Consider the following 16046-nt stretch of genomic DNA (forward strand, 5'->3'; position numbering starts at 1 on the left):
GAAAGCCATCCGGCTGTCCGCTCGGATGGCGAAGTGGGTGGCGAGGCGGAAGGCACTCTCCCGCCCCGCACGTTATCAGAACTGCAGTGCCGGGCAGCTGTCGTTCTCGTAATAGCTTACAACTTCGATGTCGCCGTTGATGATCGCCTTGCGGGCTTCGTCGACAGCGTCGCTCATGCGAACCGAAACAAGCTCTTTGTTGTTTTCATCCATGGCAACGCCGACCCCATCTTCGGCCAGACCCATGATGAAAACGCCGGTTTCGACGTTTTCGCCTGCTTTCATCGCTTCATAAACAGCAACGTCCACACGCTTCAGCATCGAAGTCAGCACCTTGCCTGGGTGCAGGTGGTTCTGGTTGCTGTCCACACCAATCGACAGGATGCCTTCGTCAGCCGCAGTTTGCAGAACGCCAACGCCGGTTCCGCCGGCCGCGGCGTAAATCACATCAGCACCCTGGCTGATCTGTGCTTTCGTCAACTCCGAACCTTTTACAGGATCGTTCCAGGCGGCAGGAGTCGTGCCAGTCATGTTGGCGACAACATTGATGTCCGGGTTCACGGCCTTCGCGCCCTGGGCATAGCCGCAGCCGAAGTGGCGAATCAACGGGATGTCCATGCCTCCGATGAAACCAACGGTGCCGGTTTTCGACGCCATGGCGGCCATCATGCCGACCAGGTAAGAACCTTCGTGCTCGGCAAAGCCGATCTGGCGGATGTTTGGAGCGTCCAGCCAAGTCACGTCAACCGCGACGAATTTGGTGTCGGGGTAATCACTTGCAACAGCGGCCAGGGCGTCAGCGATTCCGAACCCCATGGTGATGATCGGATTTGCACCGGATTCCGCGAAACGGCGCAGGGCCTGTTCGCGCTGCGGTTCTGCCTGAATTTCGATTTCCAGATACTTGCCGCCGGTTTCATTCGCCCAGCGCTGCGCGCCGTTATAGGCGGCCTCGTTGAAGGACTTGTCGAACTTGCCGCCCAGGTCAAAGATCACCGCCGGCTCGGCCAGAACCGCTCCGGCTGACATTGCGACCGCAGCGGCAGCACCCATCAAGGATTTCATCAGGGTCATTTCAGTCTCCCAATATTATTTTGTTGGCACAGGGTCAGATTAGCCCCGTTCACCCACTTTTAGCGAGCATAACTGTTGTGATGGCGGGTATTAAGGGGGTTTGCAACCACCATGGTCAACTGAATTCTGACCAAATGGTCTAAGAAACGGGCGATTGCCGTTGGGGCAGGCAGCATTCCATTACAAGTGCATCAGTTTTTTGGCCCGTTTCGCGCGCATAGTACGCCTTGCGCAGCCCGCACTGCCGATATCCGCATCGATTGTACAGGAAAATGGCCGCAATGTTGTCGGCCGCGACATCCAGAAAGGCACGCGTTGCCTGCAAAACGATTGCCTGATCATGCCATTCCTGCATGAGTCGAAGTGCCAGGCCCTGCCGTTGAAACGAAGGGTGGGTCGCAATTGTCAGCAACTCGGCTTCGCCCGCAATCACCTGAAACAGTGCAAAGCACCGGGAATCTCCGACCGCATGAGTAAAGCGGTTTTCGAGAAGGTCGGCGAATTCATCTTCTGTCCAGCCGCGCGATTGCGAAAACGCAGCGGCATGAGTCGATGCCATCTCGTGCGGTGTCATTCGTTCAGTAGCACAGGGGGTGTATCACGGGACGGAGCCGCGTCGGCAGGCCTGACGTACAAAGGTGCCGGCGGCAAACTGGTACGATCCCAGCGCCGCGCGGCCAGAAGGGCGATGGATTGTGCCAGCAAGGCAGGGTCAGAGCAGGAAAACAAAGGCCCACCAAGTTCCGCTTGGGCCCGGGGCAAGAGACACGGATCGGCACCGGGCATTTTCACATAAACCTGGTCGCGCGGGGCAGGAATCGCCGGTATCTGCCCTTCTTTCGCCAATTCATGCAGGGAATCGAAGCCGGATACCCCGACCGCAGGGATTTCGAGCCCAAGTGCAAGACCCCGCGCGGCCGAGACCGAAATGCGAATGCCGGTGAAGTTGCCGGGCCCTATCCCAACGCCGATTGCGTCCAGACCAGCCCAGTCACATCCGGATTCAGCCAGAACGTCTTCCAGCAGCGGAATCAATCGTTCTGCCTGTCCGCGTGACATCGCTTCGGCATGGGACGTCACGATCTTGCCGTCGCGCAACAAAGCGGCCGCGCAATGCGCGGCCGATGTGTCAAACGCCAGAATCGTAGGGTTAGACGGCAACAGGGCGAACCTCGGTCACTTCCGGAATGTAATGGCGCAGAAGGTTTTCGATACCCATCTTCAGGGTCAATGTCGAAGACGGGCAACCTGCGCAGGCCCCCTGCATGTGCAGATAGACCACGCCGCGATCAAAACCGTGGAACGTGATGTCACCCCCGTCCTGAGCCACAGCAGGGCGCACACGGCTATCCAGCAAATCCTTGATCTGGTTGACGATATCAGCGTCTTCACCAGAGTGCTCGGCATGGCCCGAGGCCCCGGCGGAATCTGCGCCCATAACGGGCTGGCCGGATTGATAATGTTCCATCACCGCGCCAAGAATGGCCGGTTTGATGTGGTCCCACTGTACGTCTTCCGTTTTGGTGACGGTGACAAAATCATTGCCGAAGAACACGCCAGCCACACCGTTGACTGCAAATATGCGCTTGGCCAGCGGGGATTTTTCGCCCGCTTCCGCAGTTGGGAAATCCGCTGTTCCGGCTTCCAGCACCGTTTGGCCGGGCAGGAATTTCAACGTGGCCGGATTGGGGGTGGATTCGGTCTGGATGAACATGAGGGCGCTCCGTCTGATGTGCTTCTGATATGCGCGCAGGCGCACGGGAAGTCAAGATTTGGAACGATTCTAAATTGTCGAGGCGTATTCGAGCGCGTCATCCAGACGGTCATCGCCCCAGAACAACTCTTCCCCGGCCAGAAAACTTGGTGCACCAAACAGGCCAAGCGCCTTGGCGCGGGCAGATTGTTCGAACAGGGCCTCTTTTATGTTCTTGTCCCCTGCGCGGTTCATCACGCTGCCGCGCAACCCTGCCTCGTCGAGGCAGGAGGTCAGTACGCTGTCCTTTGAGATATTCTGCCCGGCGCCGAATTCGGCGCTGTAGACAGCCCGAACAAACGCCGCCCGTTCCCGATGATCCTCGATGGCCAGAACCAGACGCGCTGCCCTGAGCGAATTCTGCGGAAACGGATCAGGCTTTGCGAAAGGAAGCCCGCGCGCCTTGCACAGGCGTTCCATATCGCGCCACATGTACCGCCCTTTGGCCGGATACAGGTTGAAAGGCGAGGTGCGCCATCCTTGATCCGCGAAAATCGGACCCAACAGGAACGGGTGCCATTCAATGGCGACGCCCTTGTCTTGCGCGGCTGCTTCGATCCGCATCGCGCTGAGGTAGGAATAGGTCGAGGCGAATTCGAACCAGAACTGTATCGTCTTCGCCATCGCCGCTCCTCAGGTAATTTCTTCCAGTTTCTCTTTGCTCAGATTGCCCGGAACGATCGTGATCGGAATCGGCAGGCTACCCGAGTTCTTTGTCAGTTGAGTCACCAACGGACCAGGGCCTTTCTTGCCGGTCCCCGCCCCGAGAACAAGAACGCCAATCTCGGGATCGGACTGAACATGTTCGATGATCTCTGGCACGGGATCACCTTCGCGAATGGCCAGTTCAGGTTCCACGTTCTGTTTGTCCCGCATCCATTTGGCAAACACTTCGAAATGCGCGTGGATACGTTCGCGGGCCTCTTCACGCATGGTTTCGGCCACCCCGATCCAGTGATTGAATTCGTCAGGCGGGATGACAGAAAGGACCGTCACACCACCTCCGGTATGGGCGGCCCGCATCGCGGCAAACCGCATCGCGTTCAGGCATTCGCGGCTGTCATCCAGAACGACTAGGAACTTACGCATGGGTATCCTCTTTAGGTTTCCGGGATCATGCCCGACCGATCGCGCGCTGGCAACTCGGGCAAGCCTGGGGCATTGCGCTAGCGTTCACTTGCAGCCCAATCCCAATAGAGCGCGCGGGCACGGCGAGCAACAGGACCCACCTGAAATTGCGTGTCCTCCAGCGCAGTTACCGGTGTGACCTTGCTCATGTTGCCGGACATGAAGACCTCGTCGGCCTCGTGGAAATCCTCGAAGCTCAGAACCGTTTCGTGGACCTTTACACCATCCGCGCGCAGGTTTTTGATATGCCGTGCTCGGGTAATGCCGGCCAGGAAGGTTCCGTTCGGGATCGGTGTAAAGACTTCGCCGTCCTTCACCATAAAGATGTTGGCCGTCGCCGTTTCCGCCACATGCCCCATCGCATCGGCCACCAGGGCGTTGGAAAAGCCTTTCGAGCGCGCCTCTTGCAGCATGCGGGCGTTGTTGGGGTAAAGGCACCCGGCCTTGGCGTTTACGACCGCGCTTTCCAGAACCGGGCGGCGGAAGCGCGTGGTCGACAGAGTGACCGACGCGGTTTCGGGGGCCATTGGGATTTCTTCCAGGCAGATTGCAAAACCTGTGCTGTTTTCCTGCGGAACTATGGCCGTGCTGTCACCATCGATACCCCAATACATCGGGCGGATGTAAACGGCTGTGTCCGGGCTGTAGGCCTGCAACCCTTCGCGTACCAACTCGACCATCTGTTCGGTCGTCATGGTCGGCGTCAGCATCAAGGCTTCGGCTGAGCGGTTCACCCGCGCGCAATGGGCCTCCAGATCCGGGGCCACCCCGTCAAAATACCGCGCGCCGTCAAAGACCGAAGATCCCAGCCAGGCGCCATGATCCGCCGCGCGCATGATGGGTGCGTCCCCCTCATGCCATTGGCCTTGAAAATAGGTCCGGATGTTCGTGCCGGTTGCCATGACGCCCTCCTTTGATTCAGGCAAACCCTAGGAGGGCGTCAGGCGAAGGTCCAGCGCAATCAGCGTGATCCAGCGCCGACCATGCCCACGATTTCGTAGGTCTTTTGCAGGATCGGAGCCGCGATCTCGCGGGCGCGCTCGGCACCGCGGGCCAGAATCCGGTCGATCTCGGCCTGATCCCCCATCAGACGTGACATTTCGGTCGAAATCGGGGCCAGTTTCGCCACTGCCAGATCGGCCAGCATCGGTTTGAAGTCACCGAACTGCTTGCCGCCAACATCGGCCAGAACCTGCTCGATGCTTTGATCGCTCAGGGCCGCGTAGATATTGACCAAGTTACGCGCCTCGGGGCGGTCCTCCAGCCCTTCGGCTTCTGACGGCAGAGCATCGGGGTCGGTCTTGGCTTTGCGGATTTTCTTGGCAATCGCTTCGGCGTCATCCGTCAGGTTGATCCGGCTCATATCCGATGGATCGGATTTCGACATCTTCTTGGATCCGTCCCTCAGGCTCATGACCCGTGTGGCCGCACCTTCGATCACCGGCTCGGTGACGGGGAAGAAATCGACGCCGAAATCATTGTTGAACTTGATGGCGATGTCGCGGGTCAGCTCAAGATGCTGTTTCTGGTCTTCCCCGACCGGCACGTGGGTTGCGTGATAGATCAGAATGTCGGCTGCCATCAGGGCAGGATAGGCAAACAAGCCAAGCGAAGCGTTCTGCTGGTTCTTGCCCGCCTTGTCCTTCCACTGGGTCATGCGCTGCATCCAACCCATACGCGCAACACAGTTGAATATCCAAGCCAGTTGCGCGTGTTCCGGCACTTGGCTTTGATTGAACAAAATCGATTTTTCGGGGTTTAGTCCAGAAGCGATGTAACCGGCACAAAGCTCCCGCGTTGCATGCTGCAACTCGATTGGATCTTGCCAGACCGTGATTGCATGAAGATCGACCATGCAATAGATGGTTTCAAACTCCTCGCTTTGCATTCTAACCCAGTTCCGAAGCGCACCGAGATAATTGCCGAGGTGCAGGTTGCCCGAAGGCTGTGCGCCGGAAAACACGCGCGGCGTGAAATGGGTCTCGGTCATCAAAGGGAACTCCCATCTGGAAAAACTAGCCTCCGTCGCTTACCCATGAGGCAAAGGGACGTCAACAGCCGCGAAAGGCCAGCCCAATGAGCAGCGATCATTACACACCGCCTGTGAACCCCCTGCCACCGGTCGTGGTGGCGCTGGTTCTGTTCATCATCGGCATTGAGCTTGTCTTCACGTTGGGCGCGCGGGGGCTGGTCGGGGGTCCAGCGGCAGTCGGCTGGCGCCTGGACGCGATACAGCATTATGCCTTCTCGGCGGATATTTTCGACTGGATGATGCTGAACGGGCGTTGGCCGTTCGACCATGTGATCCGGTTCGTGACTTATCCCTTTGTATCCGCCAATTTCACGCAGGCGGTTTTTGTCTGTGTCTTTGTGTTGGCGATGGGCAAGATGGTCGGAGAGGTATTCGGGGGCTTTCCCATGCTGCTGATCTTCGTCGTCTCGGGGATTGGCGGTGCGTTGACCTATGCCGTTCTCCTTGATCCTCGCTATCCCCTGATCGGAGGGTTCCCACCTGTTTACGGGCTGATCGGAGCATTCACGTGGTTGTTGTGGCGCAAACTGTCGCTTGTGGGGGCAAATCAGGCAAGGGCGTTCCAACTGATCGCCGTTCTTATGGGCATTCAGTTCCTGTTTGGTCTGATCTTCGGCGGCAACGCGGAATGGGTTGCTGATCTGGGCGGGTTTGCCACCGGCTTTGGCATGTCGTTTTTGGTGGCGCCGGGGGCCTGGGCCCGGATCGTCGAGCGCATCCGCCGTGATTGATCAGGACCAGCGCAAGGCGCGTTTGAACTCTGACAGTTTGAACGCGCCCAGGACATGACCCAGGCAGAAATACGAGACGGCGGCGACCACGATCAGGGTCAACAGCGCAAGATAGCGCCAGCCGGGAATGTCCAGCGTCCAACCATAAAAGTGGGTCGCTGCAAACAAGACCGCGCCCATCCCGACCGAGGCCAGAACGATCCGGCCCGCACGTGCCCTGAAACGGTCATCGAAACGCGCTTCTTCGCCCATGCGGCGTGCGCCGATCGCCAAAAGAACAACCATGGCCCAGCCGGCAGTTGACGCGGCAATCGCAGGGGCGATCCAGCCCACCAGCGGAAACAGGCCAAACGCCAGTGCCGCGTTCACCACCATTGCGACCACCGCATATCGGAACGGGGAACGCGTATCCTCGCGTGCAAAGAAAAGTGGTTGCAGCAATTTTTGCAGCATGAATGCAGGCAGACCGATGCCATAGATCGCGACCGCCAGCGCTGTCGCAGCGGTATCCTCGGGGCTGAACTGTCCCCGTTCGAACAGCACCGAAACCAGCGGGTTCGGGATGATCAGGAACGCCACGGTCGAGGGCAGCGTCAACAGCAGCATGAATTCCCCGGCGCGGGAAAACGCGTTGCGGGCTCCTTCCTTGTCGTCGGCGCGCAGACGGCGGGACAGGTCGGGCAGCAGGACAATGCCAATGGCGATTCCGACCACACCCAAAGGCAGTTGGTACAGGCGATCCGCGGCAAACAGCCAACTCACGGCTTTTTCAGTTTTGGACGCCACCAGTTGCCCGACCACCAGATTGACCTGAGTAACCCCCATGGCCAAGGCGGCCGGAACCGCGATGCGAACCATCCGGCGCATCTCGGGCGTCAGGTGGGGCAGGCCGGGGCGTATGCGGATACCGGCACGCTCGGTCGCTACCCAGACCAGTACCAGCTGCGCGACGCCGGCGACCGGAATGACCGAGATCAGCCATCGTATCACCTCACCGCCCGAGAAGGCCCCGGCAATCAGCGCGGTGCAGGCAAAGATGTTCAGCAAAACAGGTGCCGCTGCGGCCGCGGCGAACCTGCCGGTTGCGTTCAATACGCCCGAGAACAGGGCCGCCAAGGACATGAAAAGGATATACGGGAACACGACATAGCCATAGTCCACGGCCAGATCGAACCGTTCATCGCCATAAAACCCTTCGGCTGTCAGCCACACCAGGCCGGGCATGAAGACCATGGCCAGCCCGACCAGCGCCAGAACGGCCACGGCCAGCAGGTTGAACGCATCCTGCGCGAAGCCCTGTGGATTCTCATCCGCTTCCAGCCGTTTCGAGAACATGGGCACAAAGGCTGCGTTAAACGCGCCTTCGGCAAAAAATCGGCGGAACATGTTCGGCAGGCGAAAGGCCGCCACGAAAGCATCCATCACCGGCCCGGGGCCGATGAAGGCGGTCAACAGAATTTCCCGCAAAAACCCCAGTATTCGACTGGCCAGCGTCCAGAAACCGACCGTGAACAGGCCCGAGACCAAGCGTATTTGCTTCATGACGCAGCACGCTCGGCGCCATCGGTGATCGCCTTGCGCAGCTTGGCCTCGAGCCCACGTTGCTTGCTTTCCGAATGGTACTTCAAGCCGAACATATCCTTGACGTAAAACGTATCGACCACCTGTTCGCCATAGGTCGCGATCACCGCATTGGCGATGTAAACATTGGCTGCGGCGAGGGTGCGGGTCAGATCAAACAGCAGGCCCGGCCGGTCGCGGGTGTCCACTTCGATGATCGTGTAAATTTCAGAACCGTCATTGTCGAAGGTAATATGCGTCGGGACGTTGAAGGCACGCTCGCGTTTCTTGATCTTGTCGCGGGATTTCAACGCCTCCTTCGCAACGACTTCGCCGCGCAGTGTCTTGTGGATCATCTGCGTCAGACGTGGCAGGCGCGAGGCTTCAAACGGGTGCCCTTCGGCGTCCTGAATCCAGAAGGCATCGGTGACATAGCCGTCTTTGGTGGTATAGCTGCGCGCATCCACGACATTCGCGCCGACCAGGGCCAGCGCGCCGGCTATGCGCGCAAAAATACCGGGGTGATCGCCCATCGCAAAACAGGCTCGGGTTGCGTCGCGATCCTCGTCCGGTTGCAGGCGGATCTCCATCGCGCCGGGGTCGCCGCTTTGTTCCAGCGCGCGCAGCATGTTCGCAAACTCGACATGTGTAGCCAGATTGAGACCCTGCCAATACGGGTCGTAGTGGCGCCCCGTCTCGGATTTGAGGTCGGCCTTGGACCAGGCTGCAAGTTCGGCGCGCAGGGCTTTTTTTGCCTCGGCCCCGCGATTGGCGCGGTTGAGGTCCTCCATCCCGGTTTCCAGCGCGCGCTTGGTTTCAGCGTGAAGGGCACGCAGCAGCGTGGCTTTCCAGTTGTTCCAGGTATTCGGCCCCACGCCGCGAATGTCGCAGACGGTCAGAACGGTCAACAGGTCCAGCCGTTTGACTGTTTGGACTGCTTTGGCAAAATCACGCACTGTGCGGGGGTCTGAAATGTCACGTTTCTGTGCCATGTCGGACATGAGCAGATGATAGCGCACCAGCCATTCCACCGTCTCCGAATCCGCTTTGTTCAGACCCAATCGTGGCGCGACCTTGCGTGCGATCTGTGCCCCAAGGATCGAGTGATCTTCGGGTCGCCCCTTCGCGATATCATGCAGCAACAGGGCGACATACAGCACCTTGCGATTGACCCCACCTTGCAGAATCGACGATGCAAGAGGCAGGGATTCAATCAACTCTCCGCGTTCGATCTGGGCCAGGTTCACGATGCACTGGATGGTATGCTCGTCCACCGTATAGCTGTGGTACATGTTGAACTGCATCATTGCCACGATGGGCTCGAACTCGGGCAGGAAGGCGGACAGCACACCCAGTTCGTTCATCCGCCGCAAAGCCCGTTCCGGATTTCCGTGTTTCAGCATCAAGTCCAGAAAGATGCGCCGCGCCTCTTTGTCGTTGCGCATTTCGTCGTCGATCAGATGCAGATTTGCCGCCACCAGACGCATGGCATCCGGATGGATCAGCATTCCTGTTCGCAAGCCTTCTTCGAACAGGCGCAGAAGGTTCACTTTGTCGGACAGAAACTTGTCAGGGTCTGCTACGTCCAGACGGCCGTGAACAACCTTGTATCCGGCTTTGACCCGCCGGCGTCTGCGGAAAATGCGCTCCAGCAATGGCGCGCCTTTCACGTGCAGCGCCTCAAGCTTTGTCAGAAAAATCCGCGTCAACTCGCCCACACGTGTGGCTTCGCGGAAATAGCGTTGCATGAATACTTCGACCGCACGGCGACCGGCTCGATCCTCATAGCCCATGCGCGCTGCGACCTCGACCTGCATGTCAAAGGTCAGCTGTTCGGTGGCGCGGCCTGTCACCAGATGCAAATGCGAACGAACGGCCCAAAGAAATTCTTCGGCCTGAACGAAGGTCTTGAACTCTTCCGGGGTGAACAGACCCAAAGGCACAAGTTCGGCCACGTCCTGAACGCCATAGATGTACTTTGCAATCCAGTAGAGGGATTGGAGGTCGCGCAACCCCCCTTTGCCTTCTTTCACGTTGGGTTCGACCTTGTATCGCTCCCCTTGTTTCAGGTGCCGTTCATCGCGTTCATTCAGCTTGGCTTCGATGAATTCCCGTTCGGTTCCCTTGAACAGCTCGGTTTTCAGCCGTCGCTCAAGCTCGTCGGCCAGCGCCTTGTCGCCCGCCAGATAGCGTTGTTCAAGCATTGCGGTACGGATCGTGAAATCCTCGGTGCCCAGCCGAAGGCAGTCTTTGATCGTGCGCGAGGAATGCCCGACCTTGAGCCTGAGATCCCAAAGGATATAAAGCATCGATTCGATGACGCTCTCGGCCCAGGCGGTGATTTTGTAAGGGGTCAGAAACAGCAGATCGACATCGGAGGACGGCGCCATTTCACCGCGCCCGTACCCGCCAACGGCCAGAACAGCGATCTTTTCACCCTGAGTTGGTGTCGCAATCGGATGCAGGCGCGTGCTGGAGACCAGCATCGCGGTTCCGACCAGCTGGTCCGTCAGGTAGGTATAGGAACGGGTCAGCGCGCGCGCGTCGAACGGACGCTCGCTGAAGGCATCGGCAATGGCTTTGCGACCCGCTTTCTGAGCGTCGCGCAGAATGCGCACTGTTTCAGAGCGCATTTTGCTGTTGTCAGAGCAGGTCTCGAACACCTCGGCCAGCGCATCATTGACGCTGACGCTGTCAAAGATGTTTTCGGCAGGGCAAATCAGCGCGCCATCCGGCGCCATGGTCTCGCCCGATCGCTCAGAAACCGGCACCAGAGAAGCTTTGCGGGGCAGGGTCAATCACAACCACCTGTTTATTCTGAATCGTCGCTACGGCAAGGCCGCGTTCGTTGGTGCCGTTTGGACGCAGGCGGAAGATACCGCCAACGCCCTGGAAACCGGCATTCTGAGTTAAGGCAGCACCGGTCAGGGCATTGGACTTGCCCTGACTGACCAAAGCACCGATCGCCGCTATGCCGTCATAGGCCAGACCGCTGATCGGGTGAGGCGCTTCGCCATACGTCGCGTTGTACCGTTGACGATAGGCTTGTGCCTTGGATGGGTCGGGCAGGGCAAACCACCCCCCCTGCACGCCCGGCAGTTCCAGCGTCTGCGGGGGGATATCCCAACGGGTCAGGCCGATGAATTGTGTCGTCGCGGGTGAAACGCCTGCCTCAGGCAGCAATTGCGAGAAAAGCGGCAAGGCACCCGCAGTCGTGGCCGTCATGAAAATCGAGTCCGCCCCTGTCGAATCGACGGTGGCCTTGATGGTGGGAACCGAGTTGATGACACCCTGTTGCGACCGGTCATATCCGACGGTTCCGGCATTGTTGACGCGGCTGTTTGCCAGAGCATTGGCGATGGCAGATTGTCCCACTTGCCCCGCAGCATCATTGCTGTGCACGATAACCATGTTTGCTTTGCCTTGCCGGCCTGCGAAACTGACCAGCCGGTTGGCGGTGTTTTCAAAGGTCGGCCCAAGCACGAATACGTTGCCACCCGCAATGCTGGTGTTGTTCGAGAACGAAAGAACATTGACGTTTTTGTTCAGCACCGCCAGTCCGGCAGCGTTTGCCGCCTGGGCGTAGACAGGGCCGACGATGATCTTGGCCCCTTCGGCAACGGCCTGCTGGGCCACCGCCGTCGCCGTGGTCGGGTTTCCTGCGGTATCGTAAACACGCAGGTCGATTTTGACGTTGGGCAGATCGGACATCGCCATACGGGCCGCATTCTCAAGGCTCTGCGCCAGCGCGGCGTCGCCCGAGCGGGGAACCAGCAAAGCAACCGGAACAGGGTTCGACGTGTCGATCGAAGGGCCACCCCCAACGCCGCCGGGTTCACAAGCGGCCAGAAATGCTGCTGTCGTCAGGGCAATGGCGGCTTTCGCCAGCTTGCTTACGGGCTTGCAAACGGTAAACATCTAAATGAAAACTCCCTGATCCGGCGGCTGTGATTGCTTCTGTTCTGTTGCGCCGCGATAATAAACGTCACGCTGTGAGGGTCCAGCTTTGAATTTCCAAAAGATCAGATTGGCTGCGGGCCTGTATTTTGTTGCCACTCCGATCGGAGCCGCGCGCGATATTACGCTCAGGGCGTTGGATGTTCTGGCATCGGCCGATGTGATAGCGGCGGAGGACACCCGGAGCCTGCGGCGGTTGATGGAAATCCATGGTATCCCGCTGGAGGGTCGGCATATCCAGACCTACCATGATCACAGCGGCGCCGGGGCGCGTGGCAGACTTATGGATGCCCTGGCACAGGGGCAATCGGTCGCCTATGCATCCGAGGCGGGTATGCCACTGATCGCTGATCCGGGATATGATCTGGGCAAGCAGGCGGCCGAAGCCGGGCATATGGTGACCTGTGCACCCGGGGCATCCGCCGCCATAACAGCGCTGACCCTGGCGGGTCTGCCTACGGATTCATTCTTTTTCGCAGGTTTCTTGCCCAATGCATCGGGCGCACGCCGGACCCGGATTGAGGCGTTGAAAAACATACCAGGCACCTTGGTGTTCTATGAATCCCCGAAACGCGTCTCGGCCAGTCTTGCAGATCTTGCCGAATGCCTGGGGGCAGACCGTCAGGCGGCTTTGTGTCGTGAACTGACGAAAAAGTTCGAAGAAATCCGCCGTGGAAGCCTTGCCGATCTGGCAACTGATATTCAGGAAAAACCGGTGAAGGGTGAGATTGTTCTGCTGGTAGACCGCAGCCATTCGCAAAGTGTTAACGAAGCCGACGTAGAAGAGGCTTTGAAGCGAGCTTTGGAAACCCACTCGGTTCGGGACGCAGCGGATCTTGTTTCAGAAATGTATGATCTGCCGCGCCGTCCGATCTACCAGAAAGCTCTGAAACTGGGAAAGGGATGACATGGGGCGGCGTGCAATTCAGGGCTTGGTTTCCCATCAGGCGGGGCAGTCGGCTGAACTTCGGGTCGCCACGGACTACGAGCGCCGGGGCTTTGCCATTGCGCATCGCCGGTGGCGGGGCGCCGGTGGCGAAATCGATCTGATTGCGCGGGACGGTGACGGGCTTGTGTTCATCGAGGTCAAGAAAAGCTCCAGTTTCGAAAAGGCTGCGGCCCGGATCAGTCAAAGACAAATTGACCGAATCTGTGCTTCAGCCGCGCAATATCTGGAAAACGAACCGGGTGGACAGCTGACAGATGTCCGTTTTGACGCGGCACTTGTAGATGGCACTGGCGCGGTTCAAATCATCGAAAACGCCTTCGGTCACGCCTAAGCCCCATTGAACCCTCAGGCCTGCTGGGCCATGTATCTTGCGTGAAACTGAGGGACACGCCATGAAAATCGCCTTTCAAATGGACCCGATCGGGGCCGTGGACATCAACGCCGACAGCTCATTCCGTCTGGCGGAAGAGGCGCAGGCGCGCGGTCATTCGTTGTTTTTCTATGGGCCGGATCAGCTGGCCTATCAGGAAGGTCGTATCACGGCGCGCGGCCATGACATGACCGTACAGCGGGTTGCCGGCGATCCGGCGGTTCTGAGCCCCGAACGTGAAGTTGACCTGGCGGATTTCGACGTGGTCTGGCTGCGTCAGGATCCACCCTTTGACATGCATTACATCACGTCGACCCATCTGCTGGACCGCCTGAAAGGGCAAACGCTGGTGGTCAACGACCCGTTCTGGGTTCGGAACTATCCTGAAAAGCTGCTGGTTCTGGATTTTCCCGACCTGACCCCGCCGACAACGATTGCCCGTGACATAAAAACGATCAAGGCGTTCAAGGAAAAGCACGGCGACATCATCCTCAAGCCGCTTTATGGCAATGGCGGCGCGGGCGTGTTCCGCCTGGACGCCAATGACCGCAACCTGACCTCTCTGCACGAGCTGTTCACGGGGTTCTCGCGCGAGCCTCTGATCGTGCAGAAATTCCTGCCGGATGTCAGCAATGGCGACAAGCGGGTGATCCTGGTGGATGGCGAACCTGTCGGCGCGATCAACCGGGTGCCGGCCGCGGGCGAAACGCGCTCAAACATGCATGTGGGCGGTCGCCCGGAAAAGATCGGTATGTCACAGCGTGATCTGGAGATCTGCGCCGCCATCGGGCCGCTGCTGAAAGAAAAAGGTCAGATTTTTGTCGGGATCGACATCATTGGCGACTACCTGACCGAGATCAACGTGACCTCGCCCACCGGTATTCAAGAGCTGGAACGGTTCGACGGCGTGAACATCGCCGAGAAGATCTGGCAGGCGATTGAAGCCAAGGTCTAAGCCATGACCCGGGCGCTGATGCGAAAGCTCAGCGCCTCTGCCACATGTGGTCTGCGGATGTCGGCTGAACCGTCCAGGTCGGCGATCGTCCGCGCCACCCTCAGGATGCGGTGAAAGGCACGTGCCGATAACCCGAACTGATCGGCTGCTTTCAGCAACACCGCTTTTCCTTCGGCGTCAGGTGTTGCGATCTGTTCCAGAACCTTGCCTTCGGCGTCGGAATTCTGGCGCAGGTTTGGCATTCCCCGAAACCGCTCTGCCTGAAGGGCGCGGGCGTTTTCAACCCGCGCGGCAACTGTCGCCGAGCTGTCGCCGGATGGGGGCAGATCAAGATCGGTGAAGCCCACAGGCGGAACTTCGATCCGCAGGTCGAACCTATCCATCAGGGGCCCCGAGATACGGTTCAGATAGTCCTCGCCGCAGCCGGGTGCGCGAGAGCAAGCTCGTGAGGGATCCGTCAGGTAGCCGCATTTGCATGGGTTCGCAGCGGCCACCAGCATGAAACGGCAGGGGTATTTCACATGGGCATTGGCCCGCGCCACCATGACTTCGCCGGATTCAATTGGCTGGCGCAGGGTTTCCAGAACCGTACGCGGAAATTCGGGGAACTCATCCATGAACAGCACGCCGTTATGCGCCAGTGAGATTTCACCGGGTTTGGCGCCTTTGCCGCCGCCGACAATGGCTGCCATCGACGCCGTATGATGCGGTTCCCGAAAAGGACGGGTGCGGTTGATGCCGCCTTCGTCCAGCAACCCGCACAGGGACTGGATCATCGAAGTTTCCAACGCTTCGACCGCCGTGAGCGGAGGCAAGATGCCCGGAAGCCGTGCAGCCAGCATGGATTTGCCCGATCCCGGCGTACCGATCATGATCAGATGGTGACGTCCGGCTGCCGCGATTTCCAGGGCGCGCTTGGCGCGTTCCTGTCCCTTTACATCGCGCAGATCCCGCACGCTGGGCGTCAGATTCACCTCGCCGGGTTGTGCCGCCGGCAAAGGGCACTGTCCCGAGAAATGGCGGACGACATCACCAAGGGAATCCGCGCCGATGACCTGAGTGGCGTCGACCCATGCCGCTTCGGCGCTGGAGGCTTTGGGACATAGCAACATGCGATCCTCGGACGCTGCCGTCATGGCCGCGGGCAGGGCGCCGACAACAGGCACCAAAGAGCCATCAAGCGACAACTCTCCCAGTGCAACCGTTCCTTCGGCGGCATCGGCCGGGATGATTTCGAGCGCAGACAACAGCGCGACCGCGATGGGCAGGTCGAAGTGGCTGCCTTCCTTGGGCAGATCCGCAGGAGACAGGTTGATCGTAATTCGTTTCGAGGGCAGGGCGATGGCCATCGCACTCAGCGCGCTGCGGACACGGTCGCGGGCTTCGGATACGGCCTTGTCGGGAAGGCCCACGATGGAAAAGGCCGGCAAGCCGGGCGATACGGCACATTGAACCTCGACCGGGCGGGCTTCGACCCCTTGAAAGGCAACAGTGTGGGCGCGGGCAACCATGGCAGTCCTGTTCTTGGTTAACAGGA

16 protein-coding genes are annotated in these 16046 nt (G+C 59.2%); 4 read left to right on the top strand and 12 right to left on the bottom strand.

Annotated features, from left to right (window positions below; all coding sequences use genetic code 11):
* Positions 1-75: 75 nt before the first annotated feature.
* From AC2FFD_RS00210 to trpS, 8 genes are all read right to left on the bottom strand, one after another.
* Positions 76-1074: a BMP family lipoprotein gene (locus AC2FFD_RS00210; RefSeq protein WP_170346390.1), complete on the bottom strand. Its 999-nt coding sequence runs from the start codon at positions 1072-1074 to the stop codon at positions 76-78.
* A gap of 139 nt (positions 1075-1213) precedes the next feature.
* The gene (locus AC2FFD_RS00215; protein ID WP_496871336.1) at positions 1214-1633 is read right to left on the bottom strand and encodes a GNAT family N-acetyltransferase; all 420 of its coding nucleotides are present in this window, start codon (positions 1631-1633) and stop codon (positions 1214-1216) included.
* Positions 1634-1644: 11 nt separating this feature from the next.
* Positions 1645-2235 carry a tRNA (adenosine(37)-N6)-threonylcarbamoyltransferase complex dimerization subunit type 1 TsaB gene (gene tsaB / locus AC2FFD_RS00220; protein ID WP_496871338.1) on the bottom strand — a complete coding sequence of 197 codons (591 nt, stop codon included), beginning with the start codon at positions 2233-2235 and terminating at the stop codon, positions 1645-1647.
* Positions 2225-2788 (bottom strand): NifU family protein, encoded by a 564-nt coding sequence (locus tag AC2FFD_RS00225; protein ID WP_170346393.1) that lies wholly within the window; start codon positions 2786-2788, stop codon positions 2225-2227. Before AC2FFD_RS00225 ends, tsaB begins: the two co-directional genes overlap by 11 nt.
* 69 nt (positions 2789-2857) lie before the next feature.
* Positions 2858-3451 carry a 2-hydroxychromene-2-carboxylate isomerase gene (locus AC2FFD_RS00230; RefSeq protein ID WP_496871341.1) on the bottom strand — a complete coding sequence of 198 codons (594 nt, stop codon included), beginning with the start codon at positions 3449-3451 and terminating at the stop codon, positions 2858-2860.
* A 9-nt stretch (positions 3452-3460) separates the two neighbouring features.
* Complete coding sequence (locus AC2FFD_RS00235) at positions 3461-3916, bottom strand: universal stress protein (RefSeq protein ID WP_170346395.1); 456 nt, start codon at positions 3914-3916, stop codon at positions 3461-3463.
* A 77-nt stretch (positions 3917-3993) separates the two neighbouring features.
* Complete coding sequence (locus tag AC2FFD_RS00240; RefSeq protein ID WP_171616791.1) at positions 3994-4857, bottom strand: branched-chain amino acid aminotransferase; 864 nt, start codon at positions 4855-4857, stop codon at positions 3994-3996.
* 59 nt (positions 4858-4916) lie between these two features.
* Complete coding sequence (gene trpS / locus AC2FFD_RS00245; RefSeq protein WP_170346397.1) at positions 4917-5945, bottom strand: tryptophan--tRNA ligase; 1029 nt, start codon at positions 5943-5945, stop codon at positions 4917-4919.
* A gap of 86 nt (positions 5946-6031) precedes the next feature.
* Between trpS and AC2FFD_RS00250 the strand changes: the two genes are divergently transcribed.
* Positions 6032-6718, top strand: coding sequence for a rhomboid family intramembrane serine protease (locus AC2FFD_RS00250; protein WP_496871344.1), 687 nt, complete (start codon positions 6032-6034; stop codon positions 6716-6718).
* Here AC2FFD_RS00250 and murJ read toward each other — a convergent pair whose 3' ends face one another.
* From murJ to AC2FFD_RS00265, 3 genes are read right to left on the bottom strand one after another with little or no spacing between them, the layout of a single operon-like run.
* Positions 6719-8260 carry a murein biosynthesis integral membrane protein MurJ gene (gene murJ / locus AC2FFD_RS00255; RefSeq protein ID WP_496871345.1) on the bottom strand — a complete coding sequence of 514 codons (1542 nt, stop codon included), beginning with the start codon at positions 8258-8260 and terminating at the stop codon, positions 6719-6721. It lies immediately after the preceding gene.
* Complete coding sequence (locus AC2FFD_RS00260; RefSeq protein ID WP_496871346.1) at positions 8257-11076, bottom strand: [protein-PII] uridylyltransferase; 2820 nt, start codon at positions 11074-11076, stop codon at positions 8257-8259. The genes murJ and AC2FFD_RS00260 overlap by 4 nt, the downstream gene beginning before the upstream one ends.
* Positions 11036-12196 (bottom strand): penicillin-binding protein activator, encoded by a 1161-nt coding sequence (locus tag AC2FFD_RS00265; RefSeq protein ID WP_170346400.1) that lies wholly within the window; start codon positions 12194-12196, stop codon positions 11036-11038. The genes AC2FFD_RS00260 and AC2FFD_RS00265 overlap by 41 nt, the downstream gene beginning before the upstream one ends.
* Positions 12197-12284: 88 nt before the next feature.
* On the opposite strand from AC2FFD_RS00265, the gene rsmI reads away from it, so the two are divergent.
* From rsmI to gshB, 3 genes are all read left to right on the top strand, one after another.
* Complete coding sequence (gene rsmI, locus AC2FFD_RS00270; protein ID WP_496871349.1) at positions 12285-13142, top strand: 16S rRNA (cytidine(1402)-2'-O)-methyltransferase; 858 nt, start codon at positions 12285-12287, stop codon at positions 13140-13142.
* Between the two features lies 1 nt (position 13143).
* Positions 13144-13515, top strand: a complete 372-nt coding sequence (locus AC2FFD_RS00275) for a YraN family protein (protein ID WP_170346402.1) — start codon at positions 13144-13146, stop codon at positions 13513-13515.
* Positions 13516-13576: 61 nt separating this feature from the next.
* Entirely contained in the window at positions 13577-14509 is a 933-nt protein-coding gene (gshB, locus tag AC2FFD_RS00280; RefSeq protein ID WP_257599971.1) for a glutathione synthase, read from the top strand.
* Here gshB and AC2FFD_RS00285 read toward each other — a convergent pair.
* A complete protein-coding gene (locus AC2FFD_RS00285; RefSeq protein WP_496871351.1) occupies positions 14506-16020 on the bottom strand; it encodes a YifB family Mg chelatase-like AAA ATPase in 1515 nt (504 codons plus the stop codon). The two genes, gshB and AC2FFD_RS00285, sit on opposite strands and share 4 nt — an antisense overlap.
* Positions 16021-16046: the final 26 nt, after the last annotated feature.

It is taken from the genome of Ruegeria sp. YTSC002 (genome assembly GCF_059609845.1).